We start from the raw sequence: 16,192 nt of genomic DNA, 5'->3' as shown, positions 1-16,192 counted from the left end.
CCTCAGATGGCAATGCGGTTCATGTAGTTCGAGAAACCCTGCATGTAGCGAGGCGTGGGGATCAGGAAGGCGTCGTGCCCGTAAGGCGAGTCGATCTCCAGGTAGCAGACGTTCTTGCGCGCGGCCATCAGGGCGTCGACGATCTCGCGCGAACGGGCCGGGGAGAAGCGCCAGTCGGTGGTGAACGACATGATGCAGTAATCCGCCTTGACGTGGGCCAGGGTGGCCGCCAGGTCGCCGCCCTGGGCGGCGGCGGGGTCGAAGTAGTCCAGCGCCTTGGTCATCAGCAGGTAGGTGTTGGCGTCGAAGCGCCCGGAAAACTCCTCGCCCTGGTAGCGCAGGTAGCTCTCGACCTGGAATTCGACGCTGTGGAAGTCGTAGTTGAGCTTGTCGCTCTTCAGCTCGCGGCCGAATTTTTCACCCATCGAGTCATCCGACAGGTAGGTGATGTGGCCGACCATGCGCGCCAGCATCAGGCCGCGCTTGGGGATCACGCCCTGGTCCTGGAACGAACCACCGTGGAATTCGGGGTCGGTGAGGATGGCCTGGCGTGCCACTTCGTTGAAGGCGATGTTCTGTGCCGACAGCTTGGGCGCCGAGGCGATGTCGACGCAATGGCGCACGCGCTCGGGGTAGCTGATGGTCCACTGCAGCGCCTGCATGCCACCCAGGCTGCCACCGACCACGGCGGCCCACTGCTGGATGCCCAGGCGCTCGGCGAGGCGCACCTGGCTGTGCACCCAGTCTTCCACGGTCAGCACCGGGAAGTCGGCGCCATAAGGCTTGCCGGTGGCCGGGTTGACGCTGCTGGGGCCGGTGCTGCCGTTGCAGCCGCCCAGGTTGTTCAGGCTGACCACGAAGAAGCGGTTGGTGTCGATCGGCTTGCCAGGGCCGATGCAGCTGTCCCACCAGCCCGGCTTGCGGTCGGTGGTGGCATGGTAGCCAGCGGCATGGTGGTGGCCGGAAAGGGCATGGCAGATCAGCACGGCGTTGCTCGCGCTGGCGTTCAGGGTGCCATAGGTCTCGTAGACCAGTTCGTAACTGGCCAGGGAGCGGCCACAAGCCAGTGCCAGCGGTTCATCGAACCGGGCGGTTTGCGGTACTACCAGACCGACGGAATCTTCGGGAAAGACAGTGGACATCGACCCTGCTCACGCTTGACGGAGGCGTAAGTCTAAAGAGCGCTACCCCCAGCGGCAAGCAGAGGCTTGTCGCTGGAAGCAACCAGGGTCAGGTGAGGCTCAGATCATCCGCCACAGCTCTTGTGGCATGCCGGCATAGGCGGCCAGCGGCGGCATGACGAACGACTGGATCACCTGGATCGCGAGGAAGGCGAAGATCGGCGAGATGTCCATGCCGCCCAGGTTGGGCACGATGCGGCGGAACGGTGCCAGCACCGGTTCGCTGATCTGGTAGGCCAGTTCGGCCGCCGGGTTGTGGCTGTTGGGAGCAACCCAGGACACGATCACCATGACGATCATCGCGACCCAGAAAATCTTCAGGAACAGCGAGGTGATACCGATGATGGCCCACATCAGCAGGTGCAGGATGTCACCGAAGGTGCCGTAGGTGACCATCAGCACGAAAGCCATCAGCAACGCCTGGATGACCACCGACAACAGCAGCGACGAGGTATCCAGCCCACCAACGCTGGGGATGACCCGGCGGATCGGCTTGAGCAGCGGTTGTGTGGCGCGCACGGCGAACTGGCACAGCGGGTTGTAGAAATTGGCCTTGACCAGCTGCAGCACGAAGCGCAGCAGGACGATCACCAGGTACAGGCTGACCAGGGTTTGCACCACGAAGATCGCGGCGCCGGACAGTGCATTCATCTAAGGCTCCTTATTTGCCCAGTTGTTCGGCTAGCTCGGCGGAACGTGTAGCCGCAGCCTGCAGCGCCTGTTCGACGATGGCTTCGAAGCCGCTGGCCTGGAACGACTTGATCGCCGCTTCGGTAGTGCCGGCAGGCGAGGTGACACGGCGGCGCAGTTCGGCAGCATCGACATCGCTGGCAACCGCCATGCGTGCGGCGCCCAAGGCTGTCTGCAGGGTCAGCTGCGAGGCGGTTTCACGTGGCAGGCCAAGTTTCTCGCCTGCCGCGGTCATGGCTTCGATCAGCAGGAAGAAATACGCCGGGCCGCTGCCGGAGACAGCCGTCACGGCGTCCAGTTGCTGCTCCTGCTCCAGCCACAGGGCGGTGCCCACGGCCGACAGCAGTTGCTCGGCCTGTTGGCGTTGTTCGCTGGATACTTCCGCGGTGGCGTACAGGCCGCTGACGCCTTGGCGCAGCAGTGCCGGGGTGTTGGGCATGCAGCGCACCACCGGGCGAGCGCCGACCCAGCTTTGCAGGCTGGCGCAGGTGATGCCGGCGGCGATGGAAACGATCAGCTGGCCATCCTGCAGGTTTGGTTGCAGGGCTTGGCACACGGCTTTCATGACCTGGGGCTTGACCGCCAGGACGATGACGTCGGCACCATCGATGGCCTGGGCGTTGTTCTCGAAGGTTTCGATGCCGTGCTCGGCCTGGATGCGGCTGCGGGTCTCGGCGCCCGGGTCGCTGGCGCGGATCTGCGAGGCGTCCAGGCCCTGGGCACGCAGACCACCGATCAGGCTGGCGGCCATGTTGCCGGCGCCGATGAAGGCAATACGAGTCTTGCTCATGTCAGGTCCTTGTGGGAAAGAGTGAGTAAAGCATGGAATCAGGGCTGCCCGTAGTCGCGGGCACCGAACAGGGCGGTACCGATACGCACCCAGGTCGCACCCTGTGCAATGGCCGCTTCCAGGTCGTGGCTCATGCCCATGGACAGGGTGTCCAGGCCAAGGCCAAGGCCTTCCTGCAATTGGCGCAGGGTGGCGAAGGCGGCTTCCTGGGCGGCGCGGTCATCAGTGGGTTCTGGGATGGCCATCAGCCCGCGCAGGCGCAGGTTGGGCAGCGCGGCTACCGCCTTGGCCAGGGCCGGCAGGTCGGCGGGGGCGCAGCCAGACTTGCTGTCTTCGCCGCTGACGTTCACCTGCAGGCAGATGTTCAGTGGCACCAGCCCGGCCGGGCGCTGCTCCGAGAGGCGTTGGGCGATTTTCAGGCGGTCCACGGAATGTACCCAGTCGAAATGCTCGGCGATGGCTTTGGTCTTGTTCGACTGAATGGGGCCGATGAAGTGCCAGATCAAGGGCAGGTCGCCGAGTGCCTGCTGCTTTGTCAGCGCTTCCTGTAGGTAGTTTTCCCCGAAATCGCACACGCCGGCGGCGTGGATCTCGCGGATGGCGCTGGCTGGCTTGGTCTTGCTCACGGCCAGCAACTGGACGCTGGCCGGATCACGCCCGGCAGCCTGGGCAGCGCTGGCGATACGGGCGGAAATAGCGGAAAGGTTGTCTGCTAGGGTGGACATGGACTGATGCCGGCGGCTGTGGGGTTTGCGGCATTCTACCTACTTGAAGGCCTTTGGGGAGTCTCATGGATGTGACCGACCTGTTGGCCCGGGCCGTGGATGCGGGGGCTTCCGACCTGCACCTGGCGGCGGGCCAGATACCGATGCTGCGCCTGGATGGCGAGCTGCAGCGCATGGCCCTGCCGACCTTGGGCCCGGCTGCCTTGACCGAGGGCATGGCACCCATGCTGGATGAAGACCAGCGTCGACAGTGGACCCGGGGTGATGAGCTGGACCTGGCGCTGGAATTGCCGGTGCTGGGGCGCTTTCGGCTGAACCTGTTTCGCCAGTTGCATGGCCCTGCGGCCACCTTTCGCCTGATCCCGGGGCATATCGCCACGCTCGATGAACTCGACCTGGGGGATGTGTTTCAAGCTGTTGCGCAATGCAGCGATGGCTTGATCCTCGTGGGTGGGCCGACCGGCAGCGGCAAGTCCAGCACCTTGGCGACACTGCTTGACCAACTGAACCGCGATCGGGCTCTGCATATCATCACCCTCGAAGACCCTGTCGAAGTTATCCACAGTAGCCAGCGCAGCCTGGTCAACCAGCGTGAGGTCGGCCGCCATTGCGGTGGGTTCGCCCAGGGGCTGCGCAGTGCCCTGCGTCAGGACCCGGATGTGATCATGATCGGTGAGCTGCGCGACCTGGAAACCATTCGGCTGGCCTTGCGCGCGGCCGAGACTGGGCACCTGGTGCTGGCGACCGTGCATACGCGTTCGGCGGTGAGCAGTATTGACCGGTTGGTGGAGGTGTTCGCTGCCGAAGAGAAGCCGCTGGTGCGGGCGATGCTGGCCGAGTCGTTGCGCCTGGTGGTGGCGCAGGTGCTGGTCAGGCGTACGGGCGGTGGGCGGGTTGCTGCGCGGGAAGTGCTGGTGGTGACGCCAGCGGTGCGTAACCTGGTTCGGGAGGGGCGGATGGCGCAGTTGTGTTCGGTGATGCAGGCGGGTGGTGCGGACGGGATGCGGACGATGGAGGGGGCGATGCGGGGGCTGAGGGAGCGAGGGCTGATCGAAGACTTGTAGTGGCTGTACCGGCCCCTTCGCGGGCACGCCCGCTCCCACAGGTATGGCGCTGCCCGCGAGAGCGACGCGGTACCTGTGGGAGCGGGCGTGCCCGCGAAGAGGCCCGGACAGGAGAGCGCCGATCAGATCAGCGCTTGGCCAGGTTCAGCTGCTGCTGTTCTTTCGGCAGCACTCGCTTGGCCACCACGTAATGCTTCTGCCAGTAAGGCTTGCTCAGGGTGTCGATGCTTACCCGCTTGCCACGGCGTGGAGCATGGATGAAGCGGTCGTTGCCCAGGTAGATGGCAACGTGGTTCACCCGGCGGCTCTTGATGTTGAAGAAAATCAGGTCACCTGGCTTCAGGTCACCCTTGGCTACCTTGACGCCGTGGCCCTGGGCCATGGCATTGGAGGTGCGCGGCAGGTCGACGTCGGCGACGTCGTTGAAGGCGTATTTGACCAGCCCGCTGCAGTCGAAGCCTTTCTTCGGGCTGCTGCCGCCCCAGACATAAGGGGTGCCGAGCACATTCACCGCACGGCTGAGCACATCGCTGCTCTGCTTCGGCGACATGGCGGCGACCGGCGCACCGGGCACGCTGCGGCTGCTGGCGGCATTGCTTGGGCGGGTGCGCAGCGCGGTCTGCTTGACCGGTGCATGTCTTACCGAGGCATTGGTGGTGTAGCCGGTAAAACCATTGGGAAGACGTTGCTCACGATTGGTGGCGTGGGCGGCCAGGGGCAATAATAGGCAGAGGGTCAGCCATGTCTTGAGTAAAGGCGGCATAGATGAAGCTCTTATGAATAGTTATGTGTTGGGCGCGCAACTTTATAACAGCTTTTTGATCAATCTTTGATCCGTTGGTCGATTGTCCAGGTGCCGTACGTCGGCCTGCGACAAGAAAGTCACATTTTTTCTTAGAAAATTTTCGGATAACCCACGGGGGCTATGAATGAACAGTTATCAACAGGGGGCGCCGTTTCACGACACCCACAGCAAGACCATTGGCTACCTGCTATGGATTTTCGGCTTTACCGGGTCGCATCGTTTCTATTACGGCAAGCCAGTAACCGGCACCATCTGGTTCTTCACCCTGGGCCTGCTGGGCATCGGCTGGTTGATCGACCTGTTCCTGATCCCGTCCATGGACCGTGAAGCCGACCTCAGGTTCCAGTCCGGGCGCATTGACTACAACATCGCCTGGATCCTGCTGACCTTCCTCGGGGTGTTTGGGCTGCACCGGCTGTATCAGGGCAAGTGGATCACCGCGATCATCTACTTCTTCACCGGCGGGCTGTTCCTGGTGGGGGTGCTGTATGACTTCTGGACGCTGAACAGCCAGGTTTCCGAGCGGAATGCGGGGCGGGGTTGAGTTCACATGGGGGCTGCTTTGCAGCCCTATCGCGACACAAGGCCGCTCCTACAGGGATCGCGTAAACCTGACTTTCAGGTTTACCCGCACATTGTAGGAGCGGCCTTGTGTCGCGATAGGGGCGCAAAGCGCCCCCCGAAAGCAGGTTACTGACGGGTCTGCCGCTGTTGCAGCAGCAGGTTGCTGAAACCTGCCCCAGCCAGTTGCTTCTGCGCCCCGGTCAGCTGCTCGCGGTTGCTGAACGGCCCCACCAGCACGCGGTACCAGGTTTCGTCCTTGACCGTGCCCGACTCCACCTTCACCGACTGGCCCAGCAGGATGATCTGCGCGCGCACCTTGTCGGCATCGGCCTGCTTGCGGAACGAACCAGCCTGCAGGAAGAACTGGGTGGTTGCCGCCGGCTTGATCACCGGTGGTGCCGGTGGCGGGGTCTGGCCCATCAGCGCCGCCTGGGCTCGCGCCGTGTCGATCTTCGCCGCTTCGGCCGGCGTCACCGGGGTCACCGGCTGGGCCGGGACAGGTGGCGTCTTCTCTGGCACGGCCTCCGGCGGCACGATCACCTCCGACTCCGGCAGCAGCGTGTAGAAGTCGTACTTCGGCTTCACCGGCTGCTGCGGGGTGGCCTGCGCCGGCTTGCCGGCTTCGGCCACTTTCTCCGCCTTCTGCTGCTCGGGCTTGGTGCGCTTGATGTCTTCGCCACCGGGCTCGAGCTTCATCAGGAACACGATGAACGCGCCTACGGTCAGGCCGACCGCCAGCCATACCCAACCGGGAATCGGCTGCTTGGCCGGCGCCGTCTGGCGGCTGGCGCCGCGTTTGGGTGCGGGTTTTTTCTTGGCAGCCAACTTACATGCGCTCCAGGGTTTCCAGGCCGAGCAGTTCCAGACCTTGCTTGAGGGTGCGACCGGTCAGCGCCGCCAGGCGCAGGCGGCTCTGCTGCTGCTGCGGGGTTTCGGCGGCAAGAATCGGGCAATTCTCGTAGAAGCTGGAGAACAGGCCGGCCAGGTCGTACAGGTAGCTGCACAGCACGTGCGGCGTGCCCTTGTCGGCGACGTTGTTGAGGATTTCGCCAAACTGCGCCAGGCGCGCGGCCAGGTCCTGCTCGTGGGCAGCCTGCAGCACGATGTTGCCGTCGACTTCATCGAAGCCCTTGCCCAGTTTGCGGAATACGCCGGCCACGCGGGTGTAGGCGTACAGCAGGTAAGGCGCGGTGTTGCCTTCGAAGTTGAGCATCAGCTCGAAGTTGAAGCTGTAGTCGCTGGTGCGGTGCTTGGACAGGTCGGCGTATTTCACTGCGCCAATGCCAACCACTTCGCCGATGTGGCGCAGTTCTTCGTCGGCCAGGCTCGGGTTCTTTTCCTTGACCAGCGCGTAGGCGCGCTCCTTGGCCTCGGTGAGCAGGTCGATCAGCTTCACGGTGCCGCCGTCACGGGTCTTGAACGGGCGGCCATCGGCGCCGTTCATGGTGCCGAAGCCCATGTGCTCCATCTGCATCGGGTGGTCGACGAAGCCTGCGCGGCGTGCAACTTCGAACACCTGGTTGAAGTGCAGGGCCTGGCGCTGGTCGACGAAGTACAGGGCGCGGTCTGCCTTGAGCACGTTGCTGCGGTAGCGCACGGCAGCCAGGTCGGTGGTGGCGTACAGGTAGCCACCGTCGGCCTTCTGCACGATCACCGGCAGTGGTTCGCCTTCGCTGTTCTTGAACTCGTCGAGGAACACGCACTGTGCGCCCTGGTCTTCGACCAGCAGGCCCTTGGCCTTGAGGTCGGCGACCACGTTCGCCAGGTCGTCGTTGTAGGCGCTTTCACCCATCACGTCGGCCATGGTCAGCTTGACGTTGAGCAGCTCGTAGGTCTTCTGGCAGTGCGACAGCGAAATGTCCTTGAAGCGCGTCCACAGGGCCATGCAGTCCGGGTCACCGGCCTGCAGCTTGACCACCAGGCCGCGGGCGCGGGTGGCGAATTCTTCGGATTCGTCGAAGCGCTTCTTGGCGGCGCGATAGAAGTTTTCCAGGTCCGACAGCTCGTCGCTGGTGATCGGGTTTTCTTCCAGGTAGGCCAGCAGCATGCCGAACTGGGTGCCCCAGTCGCCCACGTGGTTCTGGCGGATCACGTCATCGCCGAGGAACTCCAGCACGCGCGCCACGCTGTCACCGATGATGGTCGAACGCAGGTGGCCGACGTGCATCTCCTTGGCCAGGTTGGGTGCCGACATGTCGATCACAACCTTTTGCGCAGGGCCGGCCTTGCGCGCGCCCAGGTGGGCGTCGGCCAGTGCGGCATCCAGGCGGTTGGCCAGGGCGTCGGTGTTCTGGAAGAAGTTGAGGAAGCCGGGGCCGGCGATCTCGACCTTGCTGATGTCGGCGCTGGCCGGCAGGGCATTGATCAGTTTCTCGGCCAGGTCGCGCGGCTTCATGCCGGCCGGCTTGGCCAGCATCATGGCGATGTTGCTGGCGAAGTCGCCGTGGGTCTTGTCCCGGGCGTTTTCCACCTGGATCGCCGGCGACAGCCCTTCAGGCAGCACACCGTCGGTGACGAGTTGGGTGAGGGCTTGCTGGATCAGCTGGCGAATGGTGTCTTTCATGGGGATCTCTTTTCGACCGCAAGCGCGGTGGAGCGCTTGGATGCGCAGGTGGAAAAACTGGGCATTATCCGTGGCTGGGGGCGGGTTGCCAACCTTTGGGGGTTGCTTGCCTTGAGAATGCCGGGGCCGCTTTGCGGCCCATCGCGACACAAGGCCGCTCCTACAGGCGTTACGCGCCCCCGTGTAGGAGCGGCCTTGTGCCGCGATGGGCTGCAGAGCAGCCCCAACGTCAGTACAGGTCGACTGGATCGACATCCAGCGACCACCGCACCTGGCGCCCGCTCGGCATCTGCTCCAACACTAGCAACCAGGCGCTGATCAGTCGATGCAAAGGCGCCCGCGTATTGGCCTGTATCAACAGTTGCGCGCGGAAGCGCCCGGCGCGGCGCTCCATCGGTGCTGGCACCGGCCCCAGCAACTCGATGCCGGGCAGGCGCTGTTCGGCCACCAGGCGCTCGGCGGCGGCGCAGGCCTCGTCGAGGAAACTTTCGGCCTGCCCGGGCTTGTGCGCTTCGGCGCGCAGCAGCGCCAGGTGCGAGTAAGGCGGCAGCCCGGCGGCGCGGCGTTCATCCAGGGCCTGCTCGGCGAAGGCGAAGTAGCCCTGCTCGGTAAGCTGCACCAGCAGCGGATGGTCGGCCAGGTGGGTCTGGATGATGACCTTGCCGGGTTCCTCGGCCCGCCCGGCCCGCCCGGCAACCTGCACGATCAGCTGTGCCATGCGTTCGCTGGCGCGGAAATCGCCGGAGAACAGCCCGCCATCGGCATCGAGGATGGCCACCAGGGTCACCCGCGGGAAGTGATGGCCCTTGGCGAGCATCTGGGTGCCGACGAGGATGCTCGGCTGGCCGCGCTGGATGGTGCTGAACAGGTTGTGCATGGCGTCCTTGCGCGCCGTGCTGTCGCGGTCCACACGCAGGATCGGGTAATCCGGGAACAGCACTTTCAGGCGTTCCTCGGCACGCTCGGTGCCGGCGCCGACCGGGCGCAGGTCAACGTGGTTGCACTGCGGGCACTGCTGCGGCAGGCGCTCGTCATAGCCGCAATGGTGGCAACGCAGCACGCCGGAGCGCTGGTGCACGGTCATGCGCGCATCGCAGCGCGGGCATTCGGACAGCCAGCCACAATCGTGGCACAGCAAGGTCGGGGCGAAACCGCGGCGGTTGAGGAACACCAGCACTTGCTGGCCCGCCTCCAGGGTTTGGCGGATGGCCTGCTGCAGTGGGCCGCTGATGCCGCTGTCCAGCGGCAGGCTCTTCACATCCAGGCGCAGCATGCGTGGCGGGCGGGCACCGCCGGCGCGCTGGTTCATGCGCAGCAGGCGGTAGCGACCGGTCAGGGCGTTGTGCAGGGTTTCCAGCGATGGCGTGGCAGAACCTAGCAGGATCGGGACGTTTTCCTGGTGGGCGCGCACCAGTGCCAGGTCGCGGGCATGGTAGCGCAGGCCTTCCTGCTGTTTATAGGAGCCGTCGTGCTCCTCGTCGATGATGATCAGGCCGGGATTCTTCATCGGCGTGAACAACGCCGAGCGGGTGCCGATGATGATGTCGGCCTCGCCGTCCCGGGCTGCCAGCCAGGCATCCAGGCGTTCGCGGTCGTTCACCGCCGAATGCAGCAGGGCGATGCGGGCGTTGAAGCGTTGCTCGAAGCGGGCCAGGGTCTGCGGGCCGAGGTTGATCTCCGGGATCAGCACCAGGGCCTGCTTGCCGGCTTCCAGTGTTTCGCGGATCAGCTGCAGGTACACCTCGGTCTTGCCGCTGCCGGTGACACCGGCCAGCAGGAAGGCGCCGAAGCCGCCAAAGCCTTCGCGCACGGCGTCGAAGGCGTCGCGTTGCTCTTCGTTGAGCGGCAGTTCCGGCTGTGCCAGCCAGTGTTCGTGGCGCAGCGACGGCAGGTGGCGGCGGACCTCGATCTGCACCAGGTCCTTGGCCAGCAGCAGGTCGAGGCTGTCCTTGTTCAGATTGAGCTTGGCCAGCAGGCTATGGGCCACGCCATGCGGGTGCTGGGCCAGGGTCTTGAGGGCATCGCGCTGGCGCGGAGCGCGGGCGATGCGCGGGTCTTCCAGGCGGGCGCCGGGGGCGACGTGCCAGAAGCGCTCCTGGCGCATCTCGGCGGGCTCGCCCTGGCGCAGCAGGGTCGGCAAGGCCCAGCTCAGGGTGTCACCCAGGCTGTGCTGGTAGTACTGGGCGGTCCACAGGCACAACTTGAACAGCGACGGCGGGATCGGCGACACCGGGTCGAGCAGGGCGCTGGCCGGCTTGAGCTTGTCGGCGGGTACTTCGCTCTGCTCGCACACCTCCACCAGCACGCCGATCATTTCGCGGCGGCCGAATGGCACGCGAATGCGCATGCCCGGGGTCAAGGCCTGGCGCGCCATGCTTGCCGGCGCCTTGTAGTCGAACAGGCGACGCAGCGGGGAGGGCAGGGCAAGGCGCAGGATGACGTCGGACACGCGGAAAGTCTCGGAGGGCGTTTCAAAGACTGGCGAGCCTAGCAGACGACGGTCGGTGCAAGCGACAACTTGCGTTGGCGTGATGCTCTGGTATTATTCGCCGCCTAATTACGTGCGGTATTCAACAATTGGTGTTGGGTGGCGGCACGCAGCTCGAGGAAGTGACCATGAAAGCAGATATTCATCCGAACTACGAAGTAGTTGCAGTCACCTGCAGCTGCGGCAACAAGTTTGAAACCCGTTCGACCCTGGGCAGCACCCTGGCGATCGACGTTTGCAACCTGTGCCACCCGTTCTACACCGGTAAGCAGAAAGTCCTGGACACCGGTGGTCGCGTACAGAAGTTCGCCGATCGCTTCGGTATGTTCGGTACCAAGAAGTAATCATGCGCATGGCGAACCCCTCGGGTTTCGCATTGCTGCAAAAAAAGGCGCCCCTTGTGGGCGCCTTTTTTATGGGCGTCATCTGGCATTTCCCGGCCCTGGCGTTCTGCCCGCTACCAGGCAGCCCTCAGCAGGTGGCGGTGCGCCAGGTGGTCGATGGCGATACCTTGCGTCTGGTCGATGGCCGCAGCGTGCGACTGATCGGCATCAATGCCCCGGAAATCGGCCGTAACGGGCGCACCAGCGAGCCCTATGCCGAGGCCGCCAGGCAGCGTTTGCAGGCCTTGGTCAAGGCCAGCGACGGGCGTGTCGGGCTGGAGCCGGGCGTCGAGTCCAAGGACAAATACGGCCGCACGCTGGCGCATATCTATGGCCGCAATGGCGACAATATCGAAGCACAGCTGCTCAGTGAGGGCTTGGGCTATCGCGTCGCGGTTGCCCCCAATGTACGCCTCAGCGCTTGCCAGCAGCTTGCCGAGCAGGCTGCGCGCAAGGCTGGCTCCGGGCTGTGGCGTCGTTCGCCGGTGGTGCGTGCCGGGGATGTCCGGCAGTCGGGTTTCGCGGTCATTGCGGGCCGCATCGAAGGCGTGGAGCGCAACCGTGGCGGGGTCTGGCTGAACCTGGACGGTGCGGTGGTGCTGCAGGTTCCCGCTCGTCTGCAGCGCAACTTCCCCGCCAGCTTCTTCGATAACCTCAAGGGACGCCAAGTCGAGGCGCGTGGCTGGGTGCTGGATCGTTCCCGCAAGGGCGGCCTCAAGCCCGGGCAGCGACGCTGGCTGTTGCCGTTGACCGATCCGAGCATGTTGGAGCGCATTTCAGGCTAAAAGATGTAGACATTTCGCTATTAGATTGTACACACTGTTAGCCGTATGCCCCGTGGGTTATAGCGTAAAGTCGTAGGCTAAAGGCCTTGACACAAGTGACCGACCAGTCTTGTGGCTCCCCGGCTCTTTGCGTATCCTCGGCGGTCCGTCAGAACAGTAAATAGCGGAATGCCCACCATGTCAGACCTGAAAACCGCCGCTCTCGAATATCACGCTCAACCTCGTCCGGGGAAACTGAGCGTCGAACTCTCCAAGCCCACCGCCACCGCCCGTGACCTCGCCCTGGCCTACAGCCCAGGTGTTGCTGAGCCCGTGCGTGAAATCGGCCGTGATCCAGAGCTGGCTTACAAATACACCGGCAAAGGCAACCTGGTTGCGGTGATTTCCGATGGCACCGCCATCCTCGGTCTGGGTGACCTCGGCCCACTGGCTTCCAAGCCGGTCATGGAAGGCAAGGGTGTTCTGTTCAAGCGTTTCGCCGGTATCGACGTGTTCGACATCGAAGTGGAATCGGAAAGCCCGCAGGCGTTCATCGACACCGTTCGCCGCATCTCGATCACCTTCGGTGGCATCAACCTCGAAGACATCAAGGCGCCTGAGTGCTTCGAAATCGAGCGCACCCTGATCGAACAGTGCGACATCCCGGTATTCCACGATGACCAGCACGGTACCGCCATCGTGACCGCGGCCGGCATGATCAACGCCCTGGAAATCGCCGGCAAGAAGCTGGAAGACGCCAAGATCGTCTGCCTGGGTGCCGGCGCTGCTGCCATCTCCTGCATGAAGCTGCTGGTGAGCATGGGCGCCAAGGTCGAGAACATCTACATGATCGACCGCAGCGGCGTGATCCACGCTGGCCGTGACGACCTGAACCAGTACAAGGCGCAGTTCGCCCACGCCACCGACAAGCGCACCCTGGCTGACGCCCTCGACGGTGCCGACGTGTTCGTAGGCCTGTCCGGCCCGAACCTGCTGAGCGCCGAAGGCCTGAAGTCGATGGCTGCCAACCCGATCGTGTTCGCCTGCTCGAACCCGGACCCGGAAATCTCGCCAGAGCTGGCGCATGCCACTCGCAGCGACGTGATCATGGCTACCGGTCGTTCCGACTACCCGAACCAGGTCAACAACGTACTGGGCTTCCCGTTCATCTTCCGTGGTGCCCTGGACGTTCGCGCCAAGCGTATCAACGAAGAAATGAAGATCGCCGCTGCCATCGCCCTGAAAGACCTGGCCAAGCTGCCAGTGCCGAAGGAAGTGTGCGACGCCTACGGCGTACAGGCTCTGGAATTTGGCCGTGAGTACATCATTCCGAAACCGCTGGACGCTCGCCTGATCACCGTCGTTTCCGACGCTGTGGCCAAGGCCGCCATCGAATCCGGCGTGGCTACCCTGCCGTATCCGAAGCACTACCCGCTGACCAGCGTGGATGACGTGTTCAAAGGCTGATTGCTGCCTGGCGACATAAAAAAGCCCCGGCTCGTATGAGCCGGGGCTTTTTGTTTACACGCTGCACTGATGATGCGGTCCCTTGTAGGAGCGGCCTTGTGTCGCGAAAGGGGTGCGAAGCGCCCCCGGGGTTCATGCATCAAGCAGACATTGCTGGGGCCGCTTTGCGGCCCTTTCGCGACACAAGGCCGCTTCTACACGGACGGCGTTGACCGCTGTGCTTCAGAACAGATCCATCGGCGCCGCTTCATCCGCCGGCAACGGGCTGCCCGGTGCTGCGCCAGTGCCCAGTTCGTCCACCGACGGCGGCGAGTCTTCGGCCTTGAACAGCTCGAAGTAGGCATTCGGTGTGCTCGGCGAAGCGGCACGGCCGCTGACCGGGTCGACGCGCAGGCTGAGGATGCCTTCCGGCTCTGCCGGCGCATGCGCAGGCTTGTCCTTGAGTGCCGCGCCCATGAAGCTCATCCAGATCGGCAGTGCCGCGGTGCCGCCGTACTCGCGGCGACCAAGGGTTTCGGGCTGGTCGAAACCGACCCACACAGTGGTCACGTAGTCGGCGTTGTAGCCGGAGAACCAGGCGTCCTTGGACTCGTTGGTGGTACCGGTCTTGCCTGCCAGGTCGGTGCGGCCCAGGGCCAGCGCCCGGCGGCCGGTACCGCGCTTGATCACGTCCTGCAGCATGCTGGTGAGGATGTAGGTGGTGCGCCCGTCGATGATCTGCTCGGCCACGGCCGGCGCCTGCGGTGCAGACGCCACCTGGCTGAAGGCGGCGGGTGCCTCGCCCGGCATGGCGGCGGTGCTGATCGGCTGTTCGGGCGCGGCCACACCTGCCTGGTCCTCGGCACCTTGCGGTACCCGGGCCGGGTTGGCGGTGAACAGTGTCTCGCCGCTGCGGCTTTCGATGCGATCGATCAGGTACGGGGTGATCTTGTAGCCACCGTTGGCGAAAGTACTCCAGCCTGTGGCGATTTCCATCGGGGTCAGGGTGGCGGTGCCCAGTGCCAGCGACAGGTTGCGCGGCAGGTCCTGCTTGTTGAAGCCGAACTTGGCGATGTAGTCGATGGTGCGGTCCACGCCCATTGCCTGCAGCAGGCGGATCGACACCAGGTTGCGCGACTTGTACAGCGCTTCGCGCATGCGGATCGGGCCAAGGAAGGTGTTGGTGTCGTTCTTCGGTCGCCAGACCTTGTCCAGGTACTCGTCGACGAACACGATCGGTGCATCGTTGACCAGGCTGGATGCGGTGTAGCCACTGTCCAGGGCGGCGCTGTAGATGAACGGTTTGAAGCTCGAGCCCGGCTGCCGCTTGGCCTGCATGGCGCGGTTGTAGTTGCTCTGCTCGAACGAGAAGCCGCCGACCAGGGCGCGGATGGCGCCGTTGTAAGGGTCGAGGGTGACCAGCGCACTCTGCGCGCCAGGTACCTGGCTGAACTTGAACTTGCCATCCTCCAGGCGCTGCAGGCGCACCAGGTCGCCGACCTGGGCAACGTCTGCCGGCGACTGCGGCGCACGGCCCTGGGAGTTGCTATTGATGAACGGGCGCGCCCATTTCATGGTGTCCCAGGCTACCAGCTCTTCCTGGCCGCTGCGGGTCAGTACCTTGAGGCCGGTTTTTTCTACCTGGGTGACGATGGCCGGCTCCAGGCCGCCAAGGCTGCGCTGCTTGCCCAGTTCCTGCAGCCAGGCCGCCTGGGTGCGGCCCGGGAAGCGTGCTTCGGGGCCGCGGTAGCCGTGGCGCTCATCGTAGTCGGAGAGGCCGTTGAGGATGGCCTTGTTGGCCATTTCCTGCATGTCGCTGGGAACCGTGGTGGTGACGCGGAAGCCTTCGGTATAGGCGTCGCTGCCGTAGCGACCGACCATTTCGGCGCGGGCCATTTCGGCGATGTAAGGCGCATTCACTTCAGGCGTGGGCACGTGGTAGCTGGCGTTGAGCGGCTCGGCCAGGGCTGCCTGGTAGCTGGCTTCGTCGATCTTGCCCAGCTTGTACATGCGGCCGAGGATCCAGTCGCGGCGCTCCTTGGCGCGCACCGGGTTGGCCAGCGGGTTGAAGCGCGAGGGTGCCTTGGGCAGGCCGGCGATCATCGCCATCTGGGCCAGGCTCACGTCGCGGATCGACTTGCCGTAGTACACCTGCGCGGCGGCATCGATACCGTAGGCGCGGTTACCCAGGTAGATCTTGTTCACGTACAGCTCGAGGATCTCGTCCTTGGTCAGCTCACGCTCGATCTGCAGGGCCAGCAGGATCTCGTTGGTCTTGCGCGAGAAGCTGCGCTCGCTGGTGAGGAAGAAGTTCTTCGCCACCTGCATGGTGATGGTACTGCCGCCGGTCTGGATATGGCCGGTTTTCACCAGCTGGGTCGCGGCGCGCATCAGGCTGCTGGGGTCGACGCCATAGTGGTTGAGGAAATTGTCGTCCTCGGCCGACAGAAGCGCCTGGATGAATTGTGGGGGAATTTCCGCGAAGCGGATCGGCGAGCGGCGCATTTCGCCGAACTCGGCAATCAGCTTGCCGTCGCTGCTGTACACCCTGAGGGGGATCTGCAACTGGATGCTTCTGAGCGACTCGACCGAGGGCAGGCTGGGGCTAAGATACAGAAACGCACCGCTCACACCGAGTACGAGCGCGCAAATGACTGCGACGGAAGACCACCAGAAGAACTTCAGCAGACGTATCAAGGCTTTTCGGTGTCCAGGTTGGGAGTGGATTG

14 protein-coding genes are annotated in these 16,192 nt (G+C 64.2%); 5 read left to right on the top strand and 9 right to left on the bottom strand.

Annotated features, from left to right (window positions below; genetic code table 11):
- Nucleotides 1–2 precede the first annotated feature (2 nt).
- The 4 genes from C163_RS24465 to C163_RS24450 form a co-directional block, all read right to left on the bottom strand.
- Nucleotides 3–1,142: a homoserine O-acetyltransferase gene (locus C163_RS24465; RefSeq protein ID WP_025340970.1), complete on the bottom strand. Its 1,140-nt coding sequence runs from the start codon at nt 1,140–1,142 to the stop codon at nt 3–5.
- A gap of 99 nt (nt 1,143–1,241) precedes the next feature.
- Nucleotides 1,242–1,832: a YggT family protein gene (locus C163_RS24460; RefSeq protein WP_013974619.1), complete on the bottom strand. Its 591-nt coding sequence runs from the start codon at nt 1,830–1,832 to the stop codon at nt 1,242–1,244.
- A 10-nt stretch (nt 1,833–1,842) separates the two neighbouring features.
- Nucleotides 1,843–2,661, bottom strand: coding sequence for a pyrroline-5-carboxylate reductase (gene proC / locus C163_RS24455; RefSeq protein ID WP_025340969.1), 819 nt, complete (start codon nt 2,659–2,661; stop codon nt 1,843–1,845).
- Between the two features lie 38 nt (nt 2,662–2,699).
- Nucleotides 2,700–3,386, bottom strand: coding sequence for a YggS family pyridoxal phosphate-dependent enzyme (locus C163_RS24450; RefSeq protein ID WP_025340968.1), 687 nt, complete (start codon nt 3,384–3,386; stop codon nt 2,700–2,702).
- 65 nt (nt 3,387–3,451) lie between these two features.
- On the opposite strand from C163_RS24450, the gene C163_RS24445 reads away from it, so the two are divergent.
- Entirely contained in the window at nt 3,452–4,450 is a 999-nt protein-coding gene (locus tag C163_RS24445; protein ID WP_025340967.1) for a type IV pilus twitching motility protein PilT, read from the top strand.
- Nucleotides 4,451–4,577: 127 nt separating this feature from the next.
- Here the strand turns inward: C163_RS24445 and C163_RS24440 are convergent, their stop codons facing one another.
- Nucleotides 4,578–5,213, bottom strand: a complete 636-nt coding sequence (locus tag C163_RS24440; RefSeq protein ID WP_025340966.1) for a C40 family peptidase — start codon at nt 5,211–5,213, stop codon at nt 4,578–4,580.
- Nucleotides 5,214–5,379: 166 nt separating this feature from the next.
- Between C163_RS24440 and C163_RS24435 the strand changes: the two genes are divergently transcribed.
- Nucleotides 5,380–5,799, top strand: a complete 420-nt coding sequence (locus C163_RS24435; RefSeq protein ID WP_013974614.1) for a TM2 domain-containing protein — start codon at nt 5,380–5,382, stop codon at nt 5,797–5,799.
- A 146-nt stretch (nt 5,800–5,945) separates the two neighbouring features.
- On the opposite strand, the gene C163_RS24430 is transcribed toward C163_RS24435, so the two are convergent.
- From C163_RS24430 to C163_RS24420, 3 genes are all read right to left on the bottom strand, one after another.
- Entirely contained in the window at nt 5,946–6,644 is a 699-nt protein-coding gene (locus C163_RS24430; protein ID WP_025340965.1) for an SPOR domain-containing protein, read from the bottom strand.
- Between the two features lies 1 nt (nt 6,645).
- Nucleotides 6,646–8,382 (bottom strand): arginine--tRNA ligase, encoded by a 1,737-nt coding sequence (gene argS / locus C163_RS24425; protein WP_025340964.1) that lies wholly within the window; start codon nt 8,380–8,382, stop codon nt 6,646–6,648.
- Between the two features lie 229 nt (nt 8,383–8,611).
- Complete coding sequence (locus C163_RS24420) at nt 8,612–10,831, bottom strand: primosomal protein N' (RefSeq protein ID WP_025340963.1); 2,220 nt, start codon at nt 10,829–10,831, stop codon at nt 8,612–8,614.
- Between the two features lie 167 nt (nt 10,832–10,998).
- On the opposite strand from C163_RS24420, the gene rpmE reads away from it, so the two are divergent.
- The 3 genes from rpmE (at nt 10,999) to C163_RS24405 (ending at nt 13,484) form a co-directional block, all read left to right on the top strand.
- Nucleotides 10,999–11,214: a 50S ribosomal protein L31 gene (gene rpmE, locus C163_RS24415; RefSeq protein ID WP_003257833.1), complete on the top strand. Its 216-nt coding sequence runs from the start codon at nt 10,999–11,001 to the stop codon at nt 11,212–11,214.
- Between the two features lie 2 nt (nt 11,215–11,216).
- Entirely contained in the window at nt 11,217–12,038 is an 822-nt protein-coding gene (locus C163_RS24410) for a thermonuclease family protein (RefSeq protein ID WP_025340962.1), read from the top strand.
- Between the two features lie 177 nt (nt 12,039–12,215).
- Entirely contained in the window at nt 12,216–13,484 is a 1,269-nt protein-coding gene (locus C163_RS24405; protein WP_024087853.1) for a malic enzyme-like NAD(P)-binding protein, read from the top strand.
- Nucleotides 13,485–13,706: 222 nt separating this feature from the next.
- On the opposite strand, the gene C163_RS24400 is transcribed toward C163_RS24405, so the two are convergent.
- Complete coding sequence (locus C163_RS24400; RefSeq protein WP_371257969.1) at nt 13,707–16,157, bottom strand: penicillin-binding protein 1A; 2,451 nt, start codon at nt 16,155–16,157, stop codon at nt 13,707–13,709.
- Nucleotides 16,158–16,192 lie beyond the last annotated feature (35 nt).

The organism is Pseudomonas sp. FGI182, assembly GCF_000511325.1.
Lineage (GTDB): Bacteria > Pseudomonadota > Gammaproteobacteria > Pseudomonadales > Pseudomonadaceae > Aquipseudomonas > Aquipseudomonas putida_Z.
The sequence above is the reverse complement of the archived record's forward strand: the minus strand, read 5'-3'. Positions and strand labels throughout refer to the sequence as shown.

Coding starts and splice junctions, on each gene's coding strand:
- C163_RS24465 (WP_025340970.1), bottom strand. CDS start 1,142: ATGTCCACTGTCTTTCCCGAAGATTCCGTCGGTCTGGTAGTACCGCAA.
- C163_RS24460 (WP_013974619.1), bottom strand. CDS start 1,832: ATGAATGCACTGTCCGGCGCCGCGATCTTCGTGGTGCAAACCCTGGTC.
- proC (WP_025340969.1), bottom strand. CDS start 2,661: ATGAGCAAGACTCGTATTGCCTTCATCGGCGCCGGCAACATGGCCGCC.
- C163_RS24450 (WP_025340968.1), bottom strand. CDS start 3,386: ATGTCCACCCTAGCAGACAACCTTTCCGCTATTTCCGCCCGTATCGCC.
- C163_RS24445 (WP_025340967.1), top strand. CDS start 3,452: ATGGATGTGACCGACCTGTTGGCCCGGGCCGTGGATGCGGGGGCTTCC.
- C163_RS24440 (WP_025340966.1), bottom strand. CDS start 5,213: ATGCCGCCTTTACTCAAGACATGGCTGACCCTCTGCCTATTATTGCCC.
- C163_RS24435 (WP_013974614.1), top strand. CDS start 5,380: ATGAACAGTTATCAACAGGGGGCGCCGTTTCACGACACCCACAGCAAG.
- argS (WP_025340964.1), bottom strand. CDS start 8,382: ATGAAAGACACCATTCGCCAGCTGATCCAGCAAGCCCTCACCCAACTC.
- rpmE (WP_003257833.1), top strand. CDS start 10,999: ATGAAAGCAGATATTCATCCGAACTACGAAGTAGTTGCAGTCACCTGC.
- C163_RS24410 (WP_025340962.1), top strand. CDS start 11,217: ATGCGCATGGCGAACCCCTCGGGTTTCGCATTGCTGCAAAAAAAGGCG.
- C163_RS24405 (WP_024087853.1), top strand. CDS start 12,216: ATGTCAGACCTGAAAACCGCCGCTCTCGAATATCACGCTCAACCTCGT.